Here is a 22,825-nt window from a genome sequence, read left to right as displayed (position 1 = left end):
AGAGGATGGGAGAACGTTGAAGCGCGATTTCAGGCGGACGCGGCTGGCGTCTTGCTCATCCAGGCCGTCAGCAATGCCGACGACACCGCGAGAATCACCGGCCCGATAAAGAGGCCGACGATGCCGAACGCGAACATCCCGCCCAGCACGCCGGAGAGGATCAGCAGCATCGAAAGGTTCACGCCGCGCCGGATCAGCGCCGGGCGCACCACGTTGTCGAGCATGACGACCATCACCGCCCAGACCGTGAACAGAATCGCCACCACGTGCGAGCCGTTCATGAACAGCCAGACAATGCCGCCGATCAGCGGCAGGCCCGGGCCGATTTGCGCGAGGCACAGCAGCAGCATCAGGGCGGTGAGCACGCCCGCGCCCGGCACGCCGGCGACCGCGAGGCCAATGCCGCCCAGCGCGGACTGCAGCACCGCCGTGACGACGATGCCGAGCGCGACCGCGCGAATCGAAGCCCCCGCGAGCTTCACGGCCTGAGGGCCCTGGGTGGGCGAGATGCGCGCCGCGAAGCGCGTGATGAAGGCCGCCGCCTGCTCGCCCTGCGAGTACAGGATGCCCGTGATGACGATCGTGACGAGCATGTGCATCACGAACACGCCCACCGATGCCGCGTGACCGATCAGCCAGTGCGCCGCGATCGTCACATAGGGCTGGAGCTGCGCGAGCAAGCCGCCCGGGCCCGCGTCCGAGAGCGTCTGCCATTCCTTGGCCGCGCGCGAGCCCAGCACGGGTATATCGTGAATCCAGCCCGGCGGCGGCGGCAAAGTGTACTCGGGCAGCTTGCGGATCAGATCCATGATCTCGCTGGCGTGCACCGCAAGCGTCGAGATCGCTTCATAGAGCGGCAGGACAATCACGAATAGCAGGATCAGCAGCATGATGAGCGTCGCGAGCCAGCGCCGCTTGCCCACGCGCCGCTCGACGGCGAGCATCGCGGGCCATGTCGCGACCACGATGGTGGTCGCCCAGATCAGCCCCGGAATGAACGGGCGCATGACGTACAGGGAGCCGACCGTCAACGCGCAGAGAATCGCGACGACAAACAGTACGCGAGCAATATCTGGCAGGTCTTGCGACTTCACGGGGTCTCCTCGCGGCAGGCAGGCCGCATTCGGCAAATTAACGAGCCGCTAGTCTATCCCGGATGGCCCATGATCCGGCGCGAAATAGCGCGCCATCCGCCTCTTGCTCCCCTGAATCGGCCGATAATAGCCGTCCACCTACAACGAGACCTGCCATGTCCTCCACCGACTCGAAACTGCCCTGCGTGCTCCTCACCAACGACGACGGCATCGACGCGCCCGGCCTCGCCGTGCTCGAAGGCGTCGCCGCCGAACTCGCGCACGAAGTGTGGGTGGTCGCGCCCGAGCACGACCAGAGCGGCACGTCCCATTCGATCAGCCTGCACTCGCCGCTGCGCGTGAGCCGGCGCGGCGAGCGCCGCTTTGGCGTGCTCGGCACGCCCGGCGACTGCGTGGTGATGGCGGTGCGCCATCTGATGGGCGACGTGACGCCCGCGCTCGTGCTCTCGGGCATCAACCGCGGCGCCAATCTCGGCGTGGAAACGATGTTTTCGGGCACGGTGGGCGCGGCCATGACGGGTCTGCTGCTCGGCCTGCCGTCGATCGCGCTGAGCCAGACCTTCCGCGACCGCGAGCATGTGCGCTGGGACACCGCCCGCGCGCTCGCGCCGGACGTGATCCGGCGCCTCGCGGCGATTTCGCACGAGGTGCCGGTGTGCCTGAACGTGAATTTCCCCGATGTGGACGCGAGCGCGGCGGGACCGCTCACCGTCACGCGCCAAGGCGTCGGGCTCGTGCAGGGCATCGACGTGGTTCCGCAAATCGATCCGCGGGGGATCGAATATCACTGGCTGCGCTTCACGCGCGGCCCGCGCGAGAACGGCCCGGATTCGGAAACGGCCGTGATCAGCTCGGGGCGCATTTCGGTCACGCCGCTCAATTTCGAGCGCACCGACGAGCGCACTTTCGCGGTGCTCGCGCATGCGCTGGGCGCGGGCCGCTGAACCACGCTCGAGAAAACGCCGGGCCGCCCCAAGTTTTCTCGAGCCCCCTCGGGGGGGCTGACGCGAAGCGGCAGGTCTGGGGGCGCTCAGTCAGCCGCTGGGCCGCTGCTGCGGCGGCGATTCAGCTCAGTCCTGCACCAGCGCGAGCACGCGCAAGGGGCTGCCCGAGCCGGCCTGGATCTTCAGCGGCGCCGAGACGATCACCGCGCCCGTGGGCGGCAGCTGGTCGAGATTGCGCAGGCACTGCAGGCCATAGCGGTTCGAACCGTGCATGAGCGTGTGACACGGATACGGCACGGGCCAGGCGTAGGCCTGCCCCGCGTCGGTATTGATGGTCTCGACGCCGAAGCCGTGAACCTCGCGCTCGTGAATCAGCCACTCGACCGCTTCCTGGGTTGGCCCCGGCGTGTGCGCGCCGTCTTCGCGCAGGTTCAGAAACTCGGCCGGATCCGTGCGCTTCGACCAGTCCGAGCGCAGCAGGACCCACGCGCCCGCGGGAATGCGGCCGTGGCGCGCCTCCCACCCCTGCAGAAAGTCCACCGTTAGCAGCCAGTCGGGATTGGCGGCCACTTCGGCGCTCGCGTCCAGCACCACGGCCGGCGCGATGAAATTTTTCACGTCGATGGTGTCCACGGCGTTTTGTGCGTGGTCCTTGCCGGAAATCCAGTGCACCGGCGCATCAAAGTGCGTGCCGGTATGCTCGCCGCACGAGAAATTATTCCAGTACCAGCCAGGCCCGCGCTCATCGTATTGGCTGATCTTCTCCATCTTGAACGCCCACACCTGGCCGAATTGCGGCGGCAGTTGCAAGGCCGGAAAATCGGGCGAAAGCGTTTGCGTGAGATCGACCACGCGCACACGGCCGCTCGCCAGATCAGTGGTCAGTTGCTCCAGACTGCTCGTCATGTTGGGCTCCTCTGCTCGTTCAACTGCGGGTGTGCCGGGCCATCGCCATGCACGCCAAAATTATCTTTAGACCTAAATCAATTCAAAATCATGGTTAACCCCTTTTCCCCTTTAGGAAACAAGGGGACGGGTGCGGGGCTCGTGGTATGTTTGCGTTCCGGCGGAGGTCGTCCACGCTCCGCAGCCCGTCAATTTCCCGTATGAACCCGTCTTCTCCCAACAGCTTTGTCGACAGCTACACGCCGGCGCTGCTCGCCCAGGTCAGCCAGCTGATCTCCGGCGAATTTCACGTGATCGTGCAGGCGGCCGGCTTCGAGATCTCCGATTGGCGCGTGCTGTCCACGCTTTCCGATGGGAAAGCCATGAGCATCGGCCGCCTCGCGCAGATTTCCGTTACGAAACAGCCGACCGTGACGCGCCTGCTCGACCGTATGGAGGCGCAAGGCTATGTCAAGCGCATCCCCAGCGAAACGGACCGGCGCGTCACGTTCGTGCGCATCACGCCGCAAGGGCAGAAGCTGGTTTCCGAACTGATCGTGCAGGCGAGGCGGCACGAAGATCAGGTGCTCGCGCCGCTCGGCGCGCAAAAGGCCGAGGAACTGAAGGCCACGCTGCGCCTGCTGATCGAACTGCATCGCCCGCCGGCCTGAACGCCTGGCTCCACCCGCTTCAGTGTTCGCGCGCCCGCACCTCGGCTGCGGGCGCCGCGCGCCCAATCGCCTCGCGCAAATCGTCGGGAATCGGCATGGCCTTGTGCGTGTCGAGCGAGGTCGTCACGATGGTCTGCCGCGCGCTCATGCGCACGACGCCGTCGGTTCCCGTGCAGGCCCACGCGAGCGTCAGCGACGCATGGCCGATACGCTCGACGTCGAGCGAGAGCCACACCTCGTCGCCCATCTTGCTGACCGCCTTGAAATCGACTTCCAGATGCACCGTGGGCAGGCCCACGCGTCGCGCGCCGATCACGCCGTGATAGCCCTCGGGCAGCAGTGTGTCGATCCACGATTCGACGAGGTCGTTGAACAGCACGAAGTACTGCGGATAGAACACGATGCCGGCCGGATCGCATTCGGAAAAGTGAATCTTGTGCCGCTGGCTGAAAGTGGGCGCGCTGGTTTTCATCGCAATCAAGGTTTCCCGGATAACGCCGCGATTATGCCAGCGCGTGCCGCGCAAGCGCGGCGCGCAGTTTGTGGCCATGCTCGTCGGCCAGCGCCGCGTCGCGAAGCTCGCGCAAGGTCGCGGGCGCCAGTCGCGCGCCCGCATGCACGACCGCGCCCATCAGCGTCTGGTAGTTCGCGAGCCCGCGCGCATGGGTGTCGCTGTAGCCCTTCACGAGACGCTGGCATTGCGCGACCTCGACGGCCAGCGCCGGATTGTGCTGCGCCGACTGCACGATTTGCTGCAGCCAGGCCTCGATGCGCGCGGTCTCCAGTTCGTAGCGCAGCGTGCGGCGGCGCATGCCGCGCAGGCGCGCGACCGCATGGAGCATCAGGTAGCCGCGCAGCGAGCTTGTCTTGATCACGCGCCCCGCTTTCGTATGGCGCTCGACGAGCCGATGCACGGCGTGGGGCCTCGCGAGCCAGCGGCCGATTCCGGCGGGCAAGGTCTCGCAGATTTCCTCGATGCGCGGATGCATGAACTCGTTGATTGCGAGCAGTTGGTCCGCTTGCGCGCGCACCTCGCCGCGCACGCGCTCGAAACGCGAGGCGCGCGTCTTGAGGTCGGCCACGCGGATCGTGTCCTCGTACGACATCCACAGCGCGAGATGGCGCGCCGTCTCGCGCAGCAAGATCTCGGGCGCATCGGCAACCTTGCCGCGCAGCTTCGCGAGCCGGTCCAGATAGAGCGCCGCGTAGTCGGGGTCCTGATAATCGATCAGCCTGCGCACGCCCTCGACGGCGAACGACTGGACCTCGACCGGCAACTCCGTGCGCACGCGCTCGAGCAAGCGGGCCACTGCCGGGTCGCGCGGGGCTGGCGCGCGTTGCTGCGCTTTGTCTTGTGGCTGGTTCCGCGCTTCGTCCTTCGCGCCGTCCGCAGCTTCGTCCGCGCCCGCGCGTGCATGGCCCAGATCGAACGCGCGCAGGCTGGGTTTCACGCCCACGCCGCCGCGCTCGATGGTTTCCTCGAACTGGCGGCGGCTGAACGGCAGCACGCCGGTGCCCGCGAGCGCGCCGAACAGCACCGCGCTGATCACGCTGCCGCTCGCTTCGGCCGCTTGCGCCATGTCGAAGCGCACGAAGCGCTTCGCGGCCTGGCCCGCGTGAGCGATCAGCGCGCGGTCGTCCACGCGACCATCGCCCATGGCGGTTTTCTCGGCGATCGAATACACGCGGTGCGTCGATGCCACGAGCGTCGTGCGCTCCGGCGTCACGAGCCCGCGCTGCACCGCGCGGCCCGCCTCCATCAACTCGGAAGCAAGCACGACGTCGACGTCGCCGGGCAGCGGCATCAGCGCCAGAATGGGTGCGCGCGCTTCGGTCTCGTCGCGCGCGAACAGCTCGACGTAATAGATGGTCGCGCCGGTGCGCTGCGCGACGCCCGGCACCGAGGTGGTCTGCGCGTAATAGCCGTTGTGCTCGCCCAGGTCGACGATCCAGTCGGCCAGCACGCCGCCGCCCTCGCCGCCCATGGCGAGAATCGCGATCTTGATCGGTTGTGCTTGAGTCATGATCTCTCCCTGCGCTCAGAACGCATAACGCGCGCGGCGGCGCGCTTCGCGGCGCTGCAGCCAGCCGATCACGGCGTTGCGCAGACGCTGGCGCAGCTTGTCCATTTTCGAAGGATTGCTGATGATCTGTGCGCGGTAGAACGACGGGCACAGCACGGCCGCGTGTGAAACCTCGCCGCATAGGCCGCAACCCACGCAACTGTCGAGCACGCTTGCCACCGGATCGGTGCGCAGCGGATCGGGGTTGGGCTTGATCGAAAGCGACGGGCATCCCGAGAGGCGAATGCACGAATGGTCGCCCGTGCAGGTGTCCGAATCGACGCCAAAGCGCTCGCGCACCACGCGCTCGCCGGCGGCAATCGCCTTGCGCTGCTTCGGCTTCTCGCGGCGCTGCTTGTTCAGCATGCATTCGCTCTGCGCGATCAGCACCTTGGGCCCTTTCTCGCCCGTGGTGAGCGCTTCCCTCAGCGTCGCCATCATCGTCTTGAGGTCGTAGGTGCGGCGCACGGCCTTGACCCATTTCACGCCCACGCCGCGCACCGCCTGCTCGATTTCGTGGCCGGTGCTGCGCGTGGGGTTGAGCGCCGTCGACGAAAGAATGTCCTGGCCGCCCGTGGCCGACGTATAGCTGTTGTCGACGACGATCGTGAGGTTGTCGCTCTTGTTGAAGACCGCGTTGGCAATGCCGCTCGTGAGGCCGTTGTGCCAGAAGCCGCCGTCGCCCATTACCGAAATGGCGCGCTTGTCCGCGCTCGCATTGAGCGCCGATGCGCTCGCGCTGCCAAGGCCATAGCCCATGGTGGTCGCGCCCAGGTTGAACGGCGGCAGGATCGAGAACAGGTGACAGCCGATGTCGGCGCTCACGTGGTGCGGGCCCAGTTCGCGCTCGACGAGCTTCATCGCCGTGAAGATCGGGCGTTCGGGGCAGCCCGTGCAAAAGCCGGGCGGGCGCGCGTGCACGCTGGCATCGAGCGCGGGCACGGTTTCTCCAGCAGGCATGGCTTCTTCGACAGGCACTGCCTTCACCGGAATCACCTTGCGCGGCGCCGCTTGCGGCTCTAGCACGCCATAGCGCTCGAAGAACGCGCGCAGCCCCTTCATGACCGTGGCCGTGTTGTATTCGCCGGCGAGCGGCAACATGTCCTTGCCGTGTAGCGCGGCGCTCACGCCGCGCTGGCGCAGGATCGTGCTCGCGTTCTGCTCGACGAAGTTCGGCTGCCCTTCCTCGATCACGAGAACGGCGCGCTTGTCCGCGCAGAATCGTTCCCACTCCGAATCGATGAGCGGATACGCCACGTTCATCACATAAAGCGGAATCGCCGATTCGCCATAGACATCGGCGAGCCCCAGCCGTTCGAGCGCGCGCAGCACCGTGTTGTAGCTGCCGCCCTGCACCGCGATGCCGATATCGCGCGTGTCGGCCGAGAAAAATTCATTGAGCCCGCGCGCTTCGATGAATTGGACGGCGGCCGGCCAGCGCTCGTGAATCTTCTCGCGCTCGTGCAGAAAGCTCGCGGGCGGCAGCACGATGCGCTCGACATCGCGGACCGGGTGCTCGAGCGCGTCCTTGATGGTGAAAGCGGAGCGGCGGTTATCGGACGCCACGAACTGGCCGTGCACGTGGCACGCGCGAATGCGCAATTGCAGCATGACGGGCGTGTGGCTCGCCTCCGAAAGGTCGAAGCCGTCCTTCACCGCCTGCACGATCGAGGGCAGATTGGGACGCGGATCGAGCAGCCAGATTTGCGACTTCATCGCGAATGCATGGCTGCGCTCCTGCATGATCGAGGAGCCCTCGCCGTAGTCTTCGCCGACGATGATGAGCGCCCCGCCCGTCACGCCGCCCGAAGCGAGATTCGCGAGCGCGTCGGACGCGACGTTGGTGCCCACCGTGGCCTTGAAGGTCACCGCGCCGCGCAGCGGATAGTTGACGGAAGCGGCCAGCGACGCGGCGGCGGTGGCCTCGCTCGCGCTGTTCTCGAAGCGGATGCCGTGATCGCCGAGGATGTCCTGTGCGTCCGCGAGCACGTCCATCAGGTGCGAGATCGGCGCGCCCTGGTAGCCCGCCACATAGGCCACGCCCGATTCGAGCAATGCCTTCGTCACGGCGAGAATGCCTTCGCCGCTGAACACCTCACCCGCGCCGAGGCGCAGCTTCTTCACTTCCTCGACAAACGACCGCTCCGCCATACCCGCCCCCTTCCATGATCGCCCTTTGCCGCCGCGCGCATTCGCGCCGCGTGCTGGGGCAGTATAATTTAGATCTAAATATTTCCAAAATCATGGATAACCCGGGAAGGCGGCCCTCAGATCACCAGCCGCGAGACCTTCACGCCTTCGAGCGAGACGCCGGCCATCAAGCCGGCGTTGGTCAGCACGAATGCCTCGACCGGACTGGTCGCCGTCGAGGTGTCGACATTGCCGTTCGCCCCCACGGTGACGAGCGCAACCGTGGCGTCGGCGCCCGCCGACCAGCCCTGGCTGTTGACGAAATCGTTGAGCGCGCCCTGGTTCATGAACGCGAACACGATGGCCTTGGATTGCGCGCCGATCTGCAGGCCGAACGAGCCTCCCAGCGTGCTGTAGTAGCCGTCGGTGCGCCCGTTCACGCGCAGCGCGCCGGTGCCGTATTGCGCGCCGAACCAGAACCCCGCTGAAATCACGCTTGGGAACACGAGCACGCCGCTCGCCTTCGCCAGCAGTTCGCGCGACCCGGTCACGGTGCTGTAGAGGCGCGCGAGCGTGGCGTCCACGCTCGCATCGATGGAATTGCGGCGCGCCGCGTTCTGGCTGGCGCTGTCTCCCGAACCCAGCGGGGTTGTCGTGCAGCCGGCGAGAGCGAGACCACTTGCGGCAAGCGCGGCGCTGGAGCTGAGAAGAAATTGACGTCGGCGCATTGAGGTATTCCTGTCTGAAGGGTTCTACGAAAAAGCGCGCGCGCAGATGCTGCGCGAAGCGCCACCAAACAGCATGCGAGGCCGCTTGAGGCAGATCGAGGCAGCCCGCCGCCCTTGGCGCTATAGGACAATGCGCCGCGCATCGAGTTCGCGCCCTCCTATCGAAAGATCACGGCGCCGCTACCCGCCGGCCTGTAATGGCGCAACGCAACATCCCTGCCTGTCGGCCCTCGGCCCCCCTTCAGCGCCGTCATCCCATTTCTCGAAATCGTCCGATTTTCTCTGTCAGCACGGATCGATACAGTCGAGACATAACGCGATCGACGCACCACCCGGCTCCGAGCCATCTTGAATCAGGCACCGCCATGTTCCCACCTCCCACCCTTCGCCGGACCTGGTCCGTTGCATCGTGGATCCTGCGCGCTTGCGAATGGGCGAGCGACATCGGGATCTATCTTCTGCCGTTCTTCTACGTGGGCTTCTTCGCCATGCTGTTTCTGCTCTGGCACGAGCCCACCGCGACCTTCTGGCTGATGGCGGCGTGCGGCGCGCTCAGTTGGGCGATGGCGGCGGGCGCCATCGTGTTCTGGCTCGCCAACGCGAAGCCTGAGCGCATTCTGGTGGCTCGCCACGAGGAATCCGCGCCTGCGAGGCAGTCGCGCTTGCGCCCCGTGCCCCTGCAGTTCGCGCAAATGCCCACGCGCTCGTGCAGCCAGGCGTGCTCCACCTCGTCGGGCGGCGACGCCCGCTTTTCGGTCGCCTGCTTCCACTCGCGCTGCCAGGTCGCCAATAGCGTCAGCGGCGATGCGCATGACATCGGCGGCGAGCACCCGCAAGCCAGGCGCTGATCCTGTCTCGCGCCCTGTCCGCTACGCACAGTCCTGCATCATTCAGACACGCTGAGAGGCCATGTTCCGACGCAAAATCCAGAGACACCCTACAATATTTCGGATAAACCACTGACATATAATGAGATAGGCATGATGCATCGCCGCGGAGTCCATGGCTCTGCCGCGATGTGCCTCCTCCACACTGCGAATCCAGGCAACAAGCTCACGCTCATGACGAACGCGACACAAAAACTGCGGATCGTGGTGGCCGACGATCACCCTGTCGTGCTCACCGCCGTAACCGACTACCTGGACCAGTTACCCGGACACAAGGTCGTGGCGACCGCCGGGTCAGGCGCCGAGCTTCTCGATACATTGCGCAACACCCCTTGCGATCTCATCGTTACGGACTTTTCGATGCAGGGCGAGATCGAGGACGAAGACGGGCTGCGTCTCATCAGCCGCTTGCGCCGGCTCTATCCGGATATTCCCCTCGTGGTGTTCACGATGCTCACCAACGGCGGCATTCTGCACGAACTCGCCGAACTGGGCGTGGCCGGCCTCGTCGGCAAGGACGAACCGATTCCGACGCTTGCGCAGGTCTGCCAGCGCGCGCTCGTCGAGCCGGGCACGACGCTCTCCGCGCGCATTGCCGAGCGGCTTGCCACGGAAGGCTCGACCGCCGATGAATTCCGCCGCACCAACCCGCTCTCGCCGCGCGAACTCGAAGTCGTGCGGCTGTTCGCGCTCGGCCTGAGCGTCACTGAAATCTCCAAACGCCTGAGCCGCTCGGTCACGACCGTCGCCACCCAGAAGCGCGCGGCCATGCGCAAGCTCCACCTCGAATCGAATGCCGATCTGATCCGCTACGCGAGCGAAAACGGATTCGCATAATGGAACGGCGCATCGGCTCGGTGGCTTCGCCTCTCGACGCGCTCAACGCCCTCGAGCGCAATCTGAAGCGCGAGCGGCGCGTCTTCGCAATGCTGATCGGGCTGCTCGCCTTTGCGGGGCTGATAGCGGCGTTGGTGACGGCACTCAGCATCGGCGCGGGCGCGCTCTCGAACCAGGCCGCGAAAATGCGCTCGGTCACGGCGCAAACGAACGAACTGCTCGGTCGCCGCTATAGCTTCCTGCAGAGCGCGCGCCTGCTGATGACGCTGAACGAGGCGGGCATGTTCACGCAGCAGCGCACCCCCGCGCCGCGCCGCTGCGCGCCGGCCTTCCCGGGCCTGACGGAGTCGCCCTCGCTGCAGTCGTTTTGCGATCAAACGGCACAAATGGCTTCGTACGTCGAATCGGACTCGCCCATGCTCTTCGTGCTGCTCGACGGCAGTGCCGCGTGGGGATATCAACTCACCTCTGAGCCGGGCAGCGTAAGCGGCGAACCATTGCATGCAGGTGCCGATCACGCGCGCCTGCTCGCGGAAACCGTGCTCCTGCGCATGAATGCGCGCGGCATCGACCCGCTGGGCGCGGGCCGCTGGCGCGATGTCATCTGGTTTCGCCCGCCTCCCGGGCTGGGCTTTTCTCCGCGGCTAGTGATGGGCGCGGCGACGGTTGTCAAGGACGGCAAGCCTTATGCGCTCGTCATCACGAGCGTCGACCTGGCCGATCTATCGCAGACCCAGAACGCATCGGACATCGCGCCGGCCCTGTTCGACAGCGACGGCACGATGCTGGCCAGCACGCTGTCCGCGCCCGTCGCGCAGTATGTCGATCGCATTGTCTCGACCTTGCCGGTCGAGCGTTTTCATCTGCTGCCGCGCTTCGGATGGGCGCTGCGCGAGCAGCCGCTCGAACACCAGTTCGGCCATTACACGCTCGCGCTGCCCTGGGACGCCGTGTTCGCGCTGATTCGCGTACCGCTCGCGATCATCCTGCTGATGACGGCGGCGCTGGTCGCGCTGCTGGTGGCGCTCTCGCGCTACTGGAACCGTCACGTGCTCGAACGCACCTACGGCGAAGCCACGCGCGCGCTCGAAGGCGAGCTGCTCAACCACCTCCTCGTGCATGCCACGCCGGTCGGCTTGTGCATCGTGCGCCAGCGCGACTTCGAAATCGTGATCGCGAACCAGATCGTGCGCAACGTGCTCGGTCTCGACGACCACGCCACCCGGCTGCCCGCCGCGCTGTGCGTCGAGTTCGAGAAGCACATGCCGTATGCGCCGTCGACGCCCGGCGACACGCCCATCTACGTCCTGCCGTTCTCGCTCGTGCGCGACGGCGGCGACAGCGTGCATCTCGAGATCACCTACGCGCCCGCCTCCATGAACCGCGAGGACGTCATGCTCTGCGCCTTCGCCGACATGTCGAAGCACCACGAGGCCGAGCGCCTGCTGCGCGAAGCAAAGCGCACGAGCGATGATGCCGCGCGCAGCAAGGTGAGCTTCTTCGCGGCGATGAGCCACGAAATCCGCACGCCGCTCTCGTCGCTCGTCGGCAATATCGAACTGGTGGCGCGCGGGCCGCTCGCGCCCGAGCAGCAAGCGCGCGTGCAGGCCATGCAGGTGTCCTCCTCCGAGCTGCTGCAGATCGTGAGCGACGTGCTCGATTTCTCGAAGATCGACGTCGGCGCGATGACGCTTACTGAGGAACCCGAATCGATTGCCGCGCTGCTCGTGCGCATCGCGCTCGCCCATGCGCCGCTCGCCTCCCGGGCGCAGCTGCCGTTCTATCTCGTGGTGGACCGCGCGATTCCCGCGCGGCTCTATTTCGACTCCGTGCGGCTCGCGCAGATCGTCAATAACCTCTTGAGCAATGCGTTCAAGTTCACGCATTCGGGCAAGGTCGTGCTGCGCGCGAACTGGCGCGGCGGCGCGCTCGAAATCAGCGTGGCCGACTCGGGCGTGGGCATGCCCGACTCCCTCAAGGCACGCCTGTTCCAGCCGTTCACGCAAGGCGACGAGCACCGGCTCACCGAGGCGCGCGGCACCGGTCTCGGCCTGTCGATCTGCGGACGCCTCGCGAAACTCATGCGCGGGCGCTGCGAAGTGGAAAGCACGCTCGGCGTGGGCACGCGCGTCATCGTCACGTTGCCGCTGCGCGTGAATGGCGAGACTACAGCGGGTGAGGAATGGACCTTGCCCGAAGTGCATCCGGCCATGCTGTGCCGTGCGCCCGAGAATCACGAATGGCTCACGAATCTCTTCGACCCCAAGGTCAGCGCGCCCACCTGGCTGAGCACGAACGAGCCGCCGCCGCGCGAAGGCGCATGGGACTACCTGCTGGTGACGAGCGAGTATTCGGCCGACGATGTGCAACGCCTGTGGGGCAGCACGGCCAACGTGATATGGCTGAGCCAGGACGGGCCGCTCGTGCCGCTTGCCCGCGAAGACGGCGGCGTGGAAGTGAGCCTGTACAGTCTCGCGGGCATTCGCACCGCCACGCAAATGCTGCGCGCGAAGCCCGGCGCGGCGGGGCATGGGGGCACTCAGGCGGCGTCCGCGGCGGGGACTGCTGCGGCCGCTCCTTCACAAGCGCCACAAAACAGCGAATTCCGGCGGCTGAACGTGCTGATCGCCGAAGACAACCTGCTCAACCGCAGCCTCCTGCGCGATCAGTTGCGCACGCTTGGGGCGAACGTGACCGAAGCGAAAGACGGCGAAGAAGCGCTCGCGCGGCTCGAGGACGTGCACGTCGATGTCATGCTCACCGATCTCAACATGCCGAAGATGAACGGCTATCAGTTGCTGCAGGCCGCGCGCGCGAAGCACGCGGCACTGCCCATCTACGCGGTGAGCGGCAACGCGCTGCCCGAACAGATCGCACAAGGCCGCCTGTCCGGCTTCACCGACTATCTGAGCAAGCCGGTGCCGCTCGCGGCGCTCGCGCGCGTGCTCGCGGACGTGGCCGAGCATCTGCCGGCCCCGGCGCATGACGCCACTGCTCGGCCCGCCCCCGTCCAGCCCCGGAACAGCAACGAAAACACCGCAAGCACCGCAAGCACCGCAAGCACCATGAGCGACATGAGCGGCATGAGCGGCATGAATGCCGAAACTGGCGATGACGCCGACTTGCCGCGCTTTCCCGCCTTGTCGCCCGCGCTCGCGCAGCTCTTTGTCGAGCAGGCCGATCACGATATCGCCGACTATGCGCGGCTTGCGGCCACGCACGATTTCCAGGGCCTGCGCGACTGGGCCCATCGCGTCTCGGGCGGCCTTGCCGTGCTGGGACCGTCGATGCTCAACGAAGCCTGCCTCGAGTTGCGCGCGACAATGCGCGAAGCCGGCCAGTGGACCGATGAAGTGGGCGCTTTCTCGGCGGAGGTGGTGGCCGAACTGGAGGTGCTGCGCGAGCAGGCCGCGATGCGCGATTCAGCGTGAATCCGCATGAAGCTGCATGAAGCTGCGTGAATCGGGCCAGGCCCGCCGTGCTGCGAACTCAAACGTACTTCTGAAGAAACGGGGGAGTTGTGGGCTGCGCCTGCTCGGGGCAATCGCCTTGCAGATTGCGCACGCACCACTGGCGCAGCACGCTTGACTCCAGCGGGCAGCCGATGGGGCTGTGCGGCGTTGCATGAGTGCGCGCTTCGAGTCGCAGCGCATACCCGTCGGGCAAATCGATGCCGCAACGGGGCGCACGTACGCCAATCTCGCGCGAGTGCGGTGCCGGGTTCAGCGCGGCGGCGTCATCAGGGCGCGATGCGCGCACGCCGCAAGGCTCGGCGGTGCGGGCCATCCATCTCAGGCTGGGCGCCTGGCGCATTGAAAAGACGGGCATGATCGTTCGCCGCGCGAAAGGCGGCGCCATAAGCGTTACAGACAGTGCCCATGGTCGCTCGCCGCACCGGTGCGAGCCATAGAACACCTTCGAAAACGTCGCATCGGTTCGACTTCCGCACTCGATACGCCACGGCTTATGACCGTATTCAGCATGCCGGCAGGCGCCCGCAATGCGCGTGCATCATGGTAGACTGCGCCGCGCATTTCGCTCATTCCGTCATGAATCCACGCAAGCACAAACTGCTGACCACATGGCTTGGCCTCGTTGCCATGTGGCTCATCGTGCTCGCGCCACTCGTGAGTCAACTGGTTGCCGCGCACTACGCGCACGTGCCCGACGCCGCGCTCTGCTCGGCGATCCAGCCGGCTTCCGGCGAGCCGCATCTCTCGCATGCCGATGCGTTCGGCGCGTGCGGCTACTGCGATCTGCTCGAACATCATGTCGCGATGCCGGGCGTTCCCGTGCCCGAACCCTCGCGCGCCCTCGTGGCGACGCTCGATCGCGTCGCGCCGCTCTCCACCCGCCATACGCCGTTCGGCGCCTTCCCTTCGGGCAGGCCGCGCGATCCACCGTTCGTTTCCTGAGCCCAGCCGTCACCGGCCACCGGTTCGCGTTTTTCCCGCACTCACGCCCGCGTTTCGCGACTGCACGCGCCGATCCATGATCGGGCGTTGACTCTCGCGTGGCGGCTCGCAACGAGCCGCGCCCGTCGCCGTGTGTGCGCTCAAACGCGCGCTTTGATACGCGCAGCACGCGCCATCCCGCTCGCGGCGATTGCGCAGCGCTCACGTGGCCGCACGTTCAACGCCTTCGGGAAACTTCATTATGTTCACGCCCGCTCCGCGCGGCGCGCGCATTCGCTCGCACCTGCATGCGTGCTCCGGCGCGCCCGTTGAACCCTGCTTTAAGCCTTATTTCAAGCCTTATTTCAAGGCTTATTTCGGCCTCGCGCCGCTCTCGCTGCTCGCGCCGCTTGCATCGCTCGCCCCTGCCGCATCGTTTGCGGCCACGGCCGAAGCCACGCTGCCCACCGTCACCGTGAGCGCCGCGAGCAACGGCACGAGCGCCGCCACCACGCCCGCCGTCGATCCGAACCTGCCGGCCAGCGTGGAGACCGTCACGCCGCAGCAGTTCGACCACTGGAACGTCGTCAACACCGAGGACGTGCTCAAGTACATGCCGAACCTCGCGGTACGCAAGCGCTTCATCGGCGACGTCAATTCGATCATCGCCGTGCGCGGCACGAGCAACACGCAAAGCGCGCGCGGCCTCGTCTATGCCGATGGCCTGCTGGTTTCGAACCTGCTCGGCAACGGCTACGCGTTTCCGCCGCGCTGGTCGATGGTGTTTCCCGAACAGATCCAGCAGGTGGATGTGATCTACGGGCCGTATTCGGCGCTCTACGCGGGCAACTCGCTCGGCGCCACGGTGCTGATCACGACACGCATGCCGAAGCAGTTCGAAGCCACCGCGGACGTCAAGGCGTTCACGCAGCACTTCAGCCTCTACGGCGTGAACCAGAATTTCAACGGCAGCGAGATGAGCGCCTCGGTGGGCGACACGATCGGCAAGTTTTCATACCTGCTCGGCGTCAATCACCTGGAAAATACGAGTCAGCCACTGCAATTCGCCACGCTCGCGCAGTCGAAAACGCCCGCGAAACCCGGCGACATTCCGGTGCACGGCGCGTACTTCTACAACAACCAGACCAACGCGCCCACGGCCGTGCTGGGCGTGAATGGAGAAGGCATCGAGCACACCGTTCAGGACCAGTTCAAGCTGCGCATGCAATACGACTTCACGCCCACCGTGCAAGGCGGCGTGACGCTCGGCTACTGGCATCGCACCTACGACAGCCAGACCTCGACCTTCCTCTACGACGCCAACGGCAACCCGGTGTACAGCGGCAAGATGTCGATAGACGGCTACGAGTACAACATTCCGGCGGCGGCGCTCGCGCCCAGCCGCGGCTCGAACGAAAACTGGCTCTATGGCGTCTCGCTGCGCACGCATCAGGCGAGCGGCTGGAACGCCGAGGCCATTGCTTCGTACTACGACGTGAGCTACAGCGTCGCGCGCAACGCCAATGCGGGCGGTCCCGGCGACGGCCCCGGCACGATGACGCTCGGCGACGGCACAGGCTGGAAGACGCTCGATCTCAAGGCGACGTGGACGCCCGAGCGGCCAGACGCGGGCCTCGCCGCGCACTGGCTCAGCTTCGGCTACCACTACGACAACTATTTCACCGATAACCAGACCTGGAACACGCTCGCCTGGCGCGATGGCGGCGCGGGCAGCTTCGCCAACGCATTCGCCGGCAAAACCGAGACGCAGGCGTTCTACGCACAGGACGCGTGGCGCTTCCTGCCGCGCTGGAAGCTAGTCTACGGCGTGCGCTACGAAGACTGGCGCGCCTACGACGGCTATCAGGCGCTTGGCGCATCGAGCGTGCCCTATCCGAACGCGGGCGATCATCACTTCTCGCCGAAGGCCTCGCTCTCGTTCGACGTCACCGACGACCTCACGCTGCGTGCTTCCATTGCGCGTGCGTATCGCTTTCCCACCGTGAGCGAATTGTTCCAGGGGCAGGTGAATGGTTCGTCGATCGTCAACAACAACCCGAACCTGCGCCCCGAAGACGATCTCTCTAAGGAACTCACCGCCGAATGGGCGCACTGGAACGGGCTGTGGCGCTTCACGCTCTTTCAGGACGACGTAAAGAATACGATCTTCAGCCAGACCGACACCACGGTGATTCCGAACGTGACGAGCTTCCAGAACATCGGCAAGGTGCGCTCGCGCGGCGTGGAGACGAGCTACCAGGGGCAGGACGTGATCTGGCACGGCCTCGACCTTGCGGCGAACGTGGCTTACACGCAGTCGAAGATTCTCGAGAACGCGCAGAACCCGGCGAGCGTGGGCAAGTACTTCTACCGGATTCCACTGTGGCGCGCGAATCTCGTCGCGACTTACCGCTTCGATGCGCGCAGCGCGCTCACGCTCGCGGCCCGCTATTCGGGACGCCAGTACAACACGCTCACCAACGTCGACACCAACCCGAACGTGTTCGGCGGCACGAGCACGTACACGGTCGCCGACATCAAATACACGTTCCGGCCCACGAAGAAGAGCGAGATAGGCGTGGGCATCGATAACCTGTTCGACGCGCGCTACTTCGTCTATCACCCGTATCCGGGCCGCACGTATTACGTCGAGGCGAAGCTCGGGCTGTGAGCGAGCGCCTGTAATCGTCACTGCCGCACTCGCGGCTTCAATCACCATTACTGCTGGTCCAACGCGCCGCCCGTGGCGACGCACCGGACCGCGAGGAGCATCCGATGTCCGCCACGCTGCCTGCCTCCGCCACGCGCGCCGCCCGCACTGCCGGCGCCGTTCATCCAGGCTATCGCACGCTATGGCGCTGGCATTTCTATGCCGGCCTGTTCGTCATGCCGTTTCTGATCGTGCTCGCAATCACCGGCACGATCTATTGCTTCCAGCCGCAGATCGAGCCATTGCTGTATCCGCACCGGCTCGTGGTCGCGCCCGCCGCGACGCCACGCTTGCCCGCCGACGCCCTGCTCGCGCGTGCGCGGGACGCGATGCCGCCCGGCGTGCGCCTCGTGCGGGCGCATGTCGAAGCGAACCCCGCGCGCAGCGCGGAGTTTGTTTTCGCGCGCGACGGCGGTGTCAAGGAGAGCGTCTATGTGAACCCGTACAGCGGCGAAGTGCTCGGCACGCTCGACGTGGAAAGACGCTTCATGCAGGTGGACCGCATGCTGCACCGCAAGCTGCTGCTCGGTAAAACCGGCGAACTGCTGATGGAGTTGGCTGCCTGCTGGACGCTCGTGATGATCGTCACCGGCGTCGCGCTATGGTGGCCACGGCAGGCGCGCGCGCGGGGTTCCTCTGGGGACGCGTCCGCGTTGGCAACCGGGCTCGCCGCAATACGCGCCGCGCTGTGGCCGCGCTTCGGCGCAACGGGCCGGCCGTTCTGGAAGAGCGTGCACAGCACCATCGGCATCTGGCTTGCGGTGGGCGCGCTCTTGTTCGTCGTGAGCGGCCTGCCGTGGACGGGCTCGTGGGGCAAACAGTTCAAGGCGCTCGCGACGCGCGCGAGTCTTGGCGCACCGCGCGGCGCATGGGGCGGCGGCCTGCCGCTGCATTCGACGCTGCCGGGCGGGCAGGCGCATGCAGCGTCCGGGACCCGCGCCGATCACGCCGATCACGCCGATCACGCCGATCACGCCGATCACGCCGGCCAGGCGGAGCACGCGGGCCACGACATGGCGTCGATGCCGGGCATGGTGATGGACGACCTGCCGCTGCCCAACGTGCCATGGGCCGTGGGCGCAGTGCCGGTGCCGCAATCGCCCGCGGCGCGCACGCAGCCCGGCTCGCGCTGGACGCTCGACCAGGTGATCGCGCAAATGCGCACGCTCGGCGTGCAAAGCGGTTACGACGTCGCGCTGCCCGCCACGGCAACGGGGGTCTACGTCGTTTCGTACTTCCCTGCCGACCCGAAAGAGGAGCGCACGATTTATATCGACCAGTACAGTGGCAAGGTACTCAAGGATATCCGCTACGGCGATTACGGCGCGGTCTCGCAGGCCATTGCGTATGGCACGTCGCTGCATATGGGCCGCTACTTCGGCCTCGCGAACCAGTTGATCTGCGAGGCAATCTCGCTCGGGCTCGCGGCGCTTGCCACTACCGGCTTCGTCATGTGGTGGCTGCGCCGCCCTTCCCGTCGCGCGGGTGGGCTCGGAGCGCCTGCGCGCGAGCGCGCCGCGCCGCCCATGCGCGCATGGAAGGCCGGCCTCGCCGTGCTCGGCGTGATCTTTCCGCTGATGGGCGCGACGATCGTGGCCGTGTGGGTGCTCGACCGAATCGCTTTCGGCCATACGAACAATCTTTCGCCATCCTGACGATTTGGTGAGCGCGCGATCTCCAGGTGATGGTCGCCCCCAAATCGCCACCCAAGCGGTGTCAAGCGCGCTGCGGTAATCTGAGGACACAATTGCTCTTGATCCCCACCCGCAATCCGGTGTCTAAGCAATATTGGAATCAGGGCGAGGAGCCGTGCTCCCGCCCCGATCGTCAGGAGGCCACTGTGTTCCGGCTCATTTCAGCACTGGCGATGGCCGCAGCGCTTGCAGGCTGCGTCGCGCCCTACCCGGGGTATCCCGGCTATTACGACCCCGCGTACGGCTACGGCTACGGCTACGGCTACCCCTACGCTTACGGCTACCCCTATGGCGGCTACCCCGCGTACTACTACGGGCCGAGCTTCGGCTTCGCCTACTGGGGCGGCGGCGGATGCTGCTACCACGGTTGGCACGGTGGTGGCTGGCATGGCGGCGGTTGGCACGGTGGCGGCGGTGGCTGGCACGGCGGCGGTGGCGGCTGGCATGGTGGCGGAAGCGCCACCTGGCAAGGCGGCGGCGGTGGACACGGCGGCCGGCACTAGCCCCGCGTCAACCAGCGCATGCCTCACGCATCACACCCGCCCATTCACTGCGATCTCCGCGCCCGTCACCGCGCTGGCGCCCGGGGAGATCAGAAACGCAATCACCGCCGCGATTTCATCGGGCTGCACCCAGCGTGCGAAATCGGCGTCGGGCATATCGGCGCGGTTTTGCGGCGTGTCGATGATGCTCGGCAAAATCGCATTGACGGTCACGCGCTGGTCCTTGAGTTCCTCGGCCAGCGCCTCGGTAAGCCGCGCCACGCCCGCCTTCGAAGCCGCATAGGCGCCCGTGCCGAGCCCGGCTTTGCGCCCCGCTCCCGCGCCGATATTCACGATGCGCCCAGCACCCCGCGCGAGCAGATGCGGCAGCGCCGCCTTCGACGCATTGAGCGCCGTCTTCACGTTCAGATCGAACATCAGGTCCCACGTGCGCGCGTCGCCGTCGGCGATCGTCTCCCAGCGGAACGCGCCCGCGACGTTGACGAGCGCGTCGAGTCCGCCAAGCGCCTGGCTTGCCGTCTCCAGCGCCCGCTTCGCCGCGCCCGCGTCGACGAGGTCGATCCCGCCGATGCGCACCGCCTGGGCCAGCTCTGCGGGCCAGGCGTCGTCGCCGGGCGCCGCGCCCCGGCCGATCAGCGCCACGCGCGCGCCGCGCGCCGCGAGATATTGCGCGCTCGCCATGCCGAGGCTGCCGAATCCGCCGGTGATCGCCACCGCCTTGCCATTCACTGAGTCGTCCATCTTGAGTTCCTGCGAGTTGTGGGTTCGGCTCATGCCGTACCCTGGTTGGAAATTGCGCCAGCAGCGTATCAGACGCGCGTCTCTGGCCGTACCGCTGCCAGGCTGCGCCTGCGCAGCGCCTCCGTGGTTTCGCCCGCGCCGTCCGCGCGCCAGCCCGGCGGCAGGATAACGTGGCGCACCGCGGTCCACCAGTCGGGCGCCGCGGCGATGTCGCGCGCAAGGCTCGCCCAATGCTCGAACTCGACCACCACCGGATTGCGCGAGCGCGTGGGCGTGACGAGGCCGTAGCGGCACGGCTCGTCGGCGCGCTCGGGCACATAGGTGCCGAACAGGCGGTCGAATACGATCAGCACGCCGCCATAGTTCGCGTCGAGGTAATCGACATTGGACGCATGATGCACGCGATGCGCCGAAGGCGTATTGAACACGTATTCGAGCCAGCCGAGCTTGGGCATCCAGGTGTTGTGCAGCCAGAACTGATAAAGCAGATTGAACGAGAGCATCGCGACCGCAATCTCGGGGCGCACGCCGAGCCAGACGAGCGGCGCGAAGAATACGACCGGACCGGCGAGCTTGCTGGTCCACCCGAGGCGATACGCGGAAGACAGCGTGAGCTGATTGGGCGAATGATGCACCGCGTGCGACGCCCAGAAAACGCGCATGCGGTGCGAGGCGCGGTGGTAGCAGTAATAGCAGAACTCCTGGCCGAGAAAGATGAGCAGCACGAGCAGGAAGTTATCGATCGTGAGCGTGAAAAGCCGGTGCGCCCAGGCGAAATGAAACACTGGCGTAGCGAGCGAAACGGGCAGGAGCGCGAACAGCTTTCGTCCGACGAGATCAGCGAGCGAGAGCCAGACTTCGGACCAGTCGAACGGGACCTGGCCGTTACAGCGTTTGCGAAACGTGAGCACCACGGCCTCGATCAGCGAGGCCGCGACGATGAAGAGCGTTACGTACGACGAAAGTTTTCCTGTGGAGAGCATGGTAAGCACTGTGCGAATGAAAGCGCGTGGCGCGGTGTTGAAAAGGACGCGTCGTTCGCTGCTGCCTTGCGTGTCGCGTCGGATGAAGCGCACTTTAAAAGCGCCGGACGCGCAGAACCACTCACAAAGTATGTCGCCGCATGTCGCGCGCGCACGGTGTAACACCGCGACATGGTTTTGCACGGGACTTGCGGCGGGGACCGCCCTATAGTTCGTTCCGCTGACACGCCGATGCGTGCACCGAACCGAACCGCAAGGATCCCAAATGAAATTGCTGCCCCGCTCCCTCCTCGCCGCCACCGTCTTCACCCTCGCCAGCGCCCCGGCCTTCGCGGGCTGGGCGGGCCACGGCACCGCCTACACGCCGCACGGTACGTATAACGGCGCGCACTATGCCTCGTGCGGCGGCGGCAGTTGCTCGCATGCGGGCGGCGTGGCCGGTCCGCGGGGCGGCCTCGCCACCAACACCGGCACCGTCACGCGCACCGCGCCGGGACAATTCTCGAACAGCGGCACAGCCGTCGGCCCGAACGGGCGTTCGGTCGAGCATGCAGGCGACACGAGCTGCGCGGGCGGCACCTGCTCGCATACCGGCACGATGACGGGCGAGGACGGCCGCAGCGCATCGACCTCGGGCAGCGTAACGCGCACCGCGCCGGGCCAGTATTCGTCGAGCGGCACGGTCACGGCCGCGAACGGCAACAGCGTGAGCCACAGTGCTTCGACGAATTGCGCTGGCACGACCTGCTATCGCTCGGGTACGGACACCGGCACGGCCGGTGGGACCGTTACGCATTCGGGCAGCGCCACGCGTGTCGCGCCGGGTGTGGTGACGACGTCGGGCGGGTCAATGGTCGTTCGCGAAGGGACGGTCAGCACGGGCGGCACTACGGTCGTCCAGGGCGGCGCCACGGTGGCAGTTCCGCCGGCCCCGGTGGTCGTCGCTCCCACGCCTGCGGCCAGCACGGTCTATGTGGCTCCGCCGCCCGCGCCGAACACTGTCGTCGTCGCTCAGGCGCCCAAGACCGTGTATGTAGCGCCCCCGCCGCCGAAGCCCGTTTATGTCGCGCCGACCGCACCCAAAGTCGTGTACGTCACGCCGCCTGCGCCCAAGGTCGTGTACGCGGCCAGACCGCTGCCGCGCGCCGTCTACGTGGCGCCCGCGCCGCGTGCCGCGGTCTGGGTGCCGGCGCACTGGGTCGGTCGCGTATGGGTGCCCGCGCATTGGGCTTGACTGATGATGCGGTCGGCAACCGCGCGTCGTGCTAACGCGCAATCCTGTTCACGCCGGCGTGCGCAATGCGCGTGGGCCACGCCTGAACGTTCGCGAGGCGACGTTCGGGCCGCACCAATTCGCGCGGGGCCTGTTCACATTCATAACTGGCTTGCGAACGTACCTTGCCGGTCGCAGTGCAAGGAGCAAGCAGCGCCGCTTGGCCGAACCGTACAAGCGACGCGCGATGCCGCAATGCGGCCGGCAAGGTACGTTCCCCAAGTTTCACAATTTTATTTCAAGCCCTGGTATCGCAGGAGCCGGCGCAATCAAGTAGCATCCCTGATC

19 protein-coding genes are annotated in these 22,825 nt (G+C 66.4%); 10 read left to right on the top strand and 9 right to left on the bottom strand.

The genetic code is table 11. From position 1 onward, the window contains the following. Positions 1-29: 29 nt before the first annotated feature. On the bottom strand, positions 30-1,094 hold the full coding sequence (gene ydiK, locus NH14_RS05340; protein ID WP_035520955.1) for an AI-2E family transporter YdiK: 1,065 nt from the start codon (positions 1,092-1,094) through the stop codon (positions 30-32). 155 nt (positions 1,095-1,249) lie between these two features. Here ydiK and surE point away from each other — a divergent pair, with 155 nt between their 5' ends. Then, positions 1,250-2,038, top strand: coding sequence for a 5'/3'-nucleotidase SurE (gene surE / locus NH14_RS05335; RefSeq protein ID WP_035520957.1), 789 nt, complete (start codon positions 1,250-1,252; stop codon positions 2,036-2,038). Between the two features lie 126 nt (positions 2,039-2,164). Here surE and NH14_RS05330 read toward each other — a convergent pair whose 3' ends face one another. Further along, entirely contained in the window at positions 2,165-2,944 is a 780-nt protein-coding gene (locus tag NH14_RS05330) for a cyclase family protein (protein ID WP_035520959.1), read from the bottom strand. A gap of 200 nt (positions 2,945-3,144) precedes the next feature. Between NH14_RS05330 and NH14_RS05325 the strand changes: the two genes are divergently transcribed. Beyond that, the gene (locus NH14_RS05325) at positions 3,145-3,594 is read left to right on the top strand and encodes a MarR family winged helix-turn-helix transcriptional regulator (RefSeq protein ID WP_035520961.1); all 450 of its coding nucleotides are present in this window, start codon (positions 3,145-3,147) and stop codon (positions 3,592-3,594) included. Between the two features lie 19 nt (positions 3,595-3,613). Here the strand turns inward: NH14_RS05325 and NH14_RS05320 are convergent, their stop codons facing one another. The 4 genes from NH14_RS05320 to NH14_RS05305 all read right to left on the bottom strand — a co-directional run bounded on the left by NH14_RS05320 (position 3,614) and on the right by NH14_RS05305 (position 8,515). Then, entirely contained in the window at positions 3,614-4,066 is a 453-nt protein-coding gene (locus NH14_RS05320; protein WP_035521714.1) for an acyl-CoA thioesterase, read from the bottom strand. Positions 4,067-4,097: 31 nt separating this feature from the next. Then, positions 4,098-5,618 (bottom strand): indolepyruvate oxidoreductase subunit beta family protein, encoded by a 1,521-nt coding sequence (locus NH14_RS05315; protein ID WP_035520963.1) that lies wholly within the window; start codon positions 5,616-5,618, stop codon positions 4,098-4,100. A 15-nt stretch (positions 5,619-5,633) separates the two neighbouring features. Continuing rightward, positions 5,634-7,808 (bottom strand): thiamine pyrophosphate-dependent enzyme, encoded by a 2,175-nt coding sequence (locus NH14_RS05310; RefSeq protein ID WP_035520965.1) that lies wholly within the window; start codon positions 7,806-7,808, stop codon positions 5,634-5,636. Positions 7,809-7,924: 116 nt separating this feature from the next. Then, positions 7,925-8,515: a BPSL1445 family SYLF domain-containing lipoprotein gene (locus NH14_RS05305; RefSeq protein WP_035520968.1), complete on the bottom strand. Its 591-nt coding sequence runs from the start codon at positions 8,513-8,515 to the stop codon at positions 7,925-7,927. A 365-nt stretch (positions 8,516-8,880) separates the two neighbouring features. Between NH14_RS05305 and NH14_RS05300 the strand changes: the two genes are divergently transcribed. From NH14_RS05300 to NH14_RS05290, 3 genes are all read left to right on the top strand, one after another. Further along, positions 8,881-9,363, top strand: coding sequence for a hypothetical protein (locus tag NH14_RS05300; protein ID WP_035520970.1), 483 nt, complete (start codon positions 8,881-8,883; stop codon positions 9,361-9,363). 213 nt (positions 9,364-9,576) lie between these two features. After that, entirely contained in the window at positions 9,577-10,239 is a 663-nt protein-coding gene (locus NH14_RS05295) for a response regulator (RefSeq protein ID WP_035521716.1), read from the top strand. Then, positions 10,239-13,670, top strand: coding sequence for a hybrid sensor histidine kinase/response regulator (locus NH14_RS05290; protein ID WP_035520972.1), 3,432 nt, complete (start codon positions 10,239-10,241; stop codon positions 13,668-13,670). Before NH14_RS05295 ends, NH14_RS05290 begins: the two co-directional genes overlap by 1 nt. Before the next feature lie 58 nt (positions 13,671-13,728). Here NH14_RS05290 and NH14_RS05285 read toward each other — a convergent pair whose 3' ends face one another. Beyond that, positions 13,729-14,067 (bottom strand): hypothetical protein, encoded by a 339-nt coding sequence (locus NH14_RS05285; RefSeq protein ID WP_152617030.1) that lies wholly within the window; start codon positions 14,065-14,067, stop codon positions 13,729-13,731. Positions 14,068-14,288: 221 nt separating this feature from the next. Here NH14_RS05285 and NH14_RS05280 point away from each other — a divergent pair, with 221 nt between their 5' ends. The 4 genes from NH14_RS05280 to NH14_RS05265 all read left to right on the top strand — a co-directional run bounded on the left by NH14_RS05280 (position 14,289) and on the right by NH14_RS05265 (position 19,540). Continuing rightward, entirely contained in the window at positions 14,289-14,654 is a 366-nt protein-coding gene (locus NH14_RS05280; RefSeq protein ID WP_035521718.1) for a DUF2946 domain-containing protein, read from the top strand. A gap of 241 nt (positions 14,655-14,895) precedes the next feature. After that, entirely contained in the window at positions 14,896-17,304 is a 2,409-nt protein-coding gene (locus tag NH14_RS05275) for a TonB-dependent receptor (RefSeq protein ID WP_084224938.1), read from the top strand. 104 nt (positions 17,305-17,408) lie between these two features. Further along, a complete protein-coding gene (locus tag NH14_RS05270; RefSeq protein WP_035520976.1) occupies positions 17,409-18,998 on the top strand; it encodes a PepSY-associated TM helix domain-containing protein in 1,590 nt (529 codons plus the stop codon). Positions 18,999-19,117: 119 nt separating this feature from the next. Then, positions 19,118-19,540 (top strand): hypothetical protein, encoded by a 423-nt coding sequence (locus NH14_RS05265; protein ID WP_176329250.1) that lies wholly within the window; start codon positions 19,118-19,120, stop codon positions 19,538-19,540. Positions 19,541-19,570: 30 nt separating this feature from the next. On the opposite strand, the gene NH14_RS05260 is transcribed toward NH14_RS05265, so the two are convergent. Further along, positions 19,571-20,281, bottom strand: coding sequence for an SDR family NAD(P)-dependent oxidoreductase (locus NH14_RS05260; protein ID WP_035520980.1), 711 nt, complete (start codon positions 20,279-20,281; stop codon positions 19,571-19,573). 68 nt (positions 20,282-20,349) lie between these two features. Beyond that, entirely contained in the window at positions 20,350-21,264 is a 915-nt protein-coding gene (locus NH14_RS05255) for a sterol desaturase family protein (protein WP_035521721.1), read from the bottom strand. Between the two features lie 265 nt (positions 21,265-21,529). Here NH14_RS05255 and NH14_RS05250 point away from each other — a divergent pair, with 265 nt between their 5' ends. Beyond that, on the top strand, positions 21,530-22,498 hold the full coding sequence (locus NH14_RS05250; protein ID WP_035520982.1) for a hypothetical protein: 969 nt from the start codon (positions 21,530-21,532) through the stop codon (positions 22,496-22,498). Positions 22,499-22,825 lie beyond the last annotated feature (327 nt).

The organism is Paraburkholderia sacchari (assembly GCF_000785435.2).
Classification (GTDB): Bacteria; Pseudomonadota; Gammaproteobacteria; order Burkholderiales; family Burkholderiaceae; genus Paraburkholderia; species Paraburkholderia sacchari.
The sequence above is the reverse complement of the archived record's forward strand: the minus strand, read 5'-3'. Positions and strand labels throughout refer to the sequence as shown.

What these genes read in the sequence shown, in the direction of transcription:
- surE (WP_035520957.1), top strand. Translation starts at nt 1,250, where the DNA reads ATGTCCTCCACCGACTCGAAACTGCCCTGCGTGCTCCTCACCAACGAC.
- NH14_RS05330 (WP_035520959.1), bottom strand. Translation starts at nt 2,944, where the DNA reads ATGACGAGCAGTCTGGAGCAACTGACCACTGATCTGGCGAGCGGCCGT.
- NH14_RS05325 (WP_035520961.1), top strand. Translation starts at nt 3,145, where the DNA reads ATGAACCCGTCTTCTCCCAACAGCTTTGTCGACAGCTACACGCCGGCG.
- NH14_RS05320 (WP_035521714.1), bottom strand. Translation starts at nt 4,066, where the DNA reads ATGAAAACCAGCGCGCCCACTTTCAGCCAGCGGCACAAGATTCACTTT.
- NH14_RS05315 (WP_035520963.1), bottom strand. Translation starts at nt 5,618, where the DNA reads ATGACTCAAGCACAACCGATCAAGATCGCGATTCTCGCCATGGGCGGC.
- NH14_RS05310 (WP_035520965.1), bottom strand. Translation starts at nt 7,808, where the DNA reads ATGGCGGAGCGGTCGTTTGTCGAGGAAGTGAAGAAGCTGCGCCTCGGC.
- NH14_RS05305 (WP_035520968.1), bottom strand. Translation starts at nt 8,515, where the DNA reads ATGCGCCGACGTCAATTTCTTCTCAGCTCCAGCGCCGCGCTTGCCGCA.
- NH14_RS05300 (WP_035520970.1), top strand. Translation starts at nt 8,881, where the DNA reads ATGTTCCCACCTCCCACCCTTCGCCGGACCTGGTCCGTTGCATCGTGG.
- NH14_RS05295 (WP_035521716.1), top strand. Translation starts at nt 9,577, where the DNA reads ATGACGAACGCGACACAAAAACTGCGGATCGTGGTGGCCGACGATCAC.
- NH14_RS05290 (WP_035520972.1), top strand. Translation starts at nt 10,239, where the DNA reads ATGGAACGGCGCATCGGCTCGGTGGCTTCGCCTCTCGACGCGCTCAAC.
- NH14_RS05285 (WP_152617030.1), bottom strand. Translation starts at nt 14,067, where the DNA reads ATGCCCGTCTTTTCAATGCGCCAGGCGCCCAGCCTGAGATGGATGGCC.
- NH14_RS05280 (WP_035521718.1), top strand. Translation starts at nt 14,289, where the DNA reads ATGAATCCACGCAAGCACAAACTGCTGACCACATGGCTTGGCCTCGTT.
- NH14_RS05275 (WP_084224938.1), top strand. Translation starts at nt 14,896, where the DNA reads ATGTTCACGCCCGCTCCGCGCGGCGCGCGCATTCGCTCGCACCTGCAT.
- NH14_RS05270 (WP_035520976.1), top strand. Translation starts at nt 17,409, where the DNA reads ATGTCCGCCACGCTGCCTGCCTCCGCCACGCGCGCCGCCCGCACTGCC.
- NH14_RS05260 (WP_035520980.1), bottom strand. Translation starts at nt 20,281, where the DNA reads ATGGACGACTCAGTGAATGGCAAGGCGGTGGCGATCACCGGCGGATTC.
- NH14_RS05255 (WP_035521721.1), bottom strand. Translation starts at nt 21,264, where the DNA reads ATGCTCTCCACAGGAAAACTTTCGTCGTACGTAACGCTCTTCATCGTC.
- NH14_RS05250 (WP_035520982.1), top strand. Translation starts at nt 21,530, where the DNA reads ATGAAATTGCTGCCCCGCTCCCTCCTCGCCGCCACCGTCTTCACCCTC.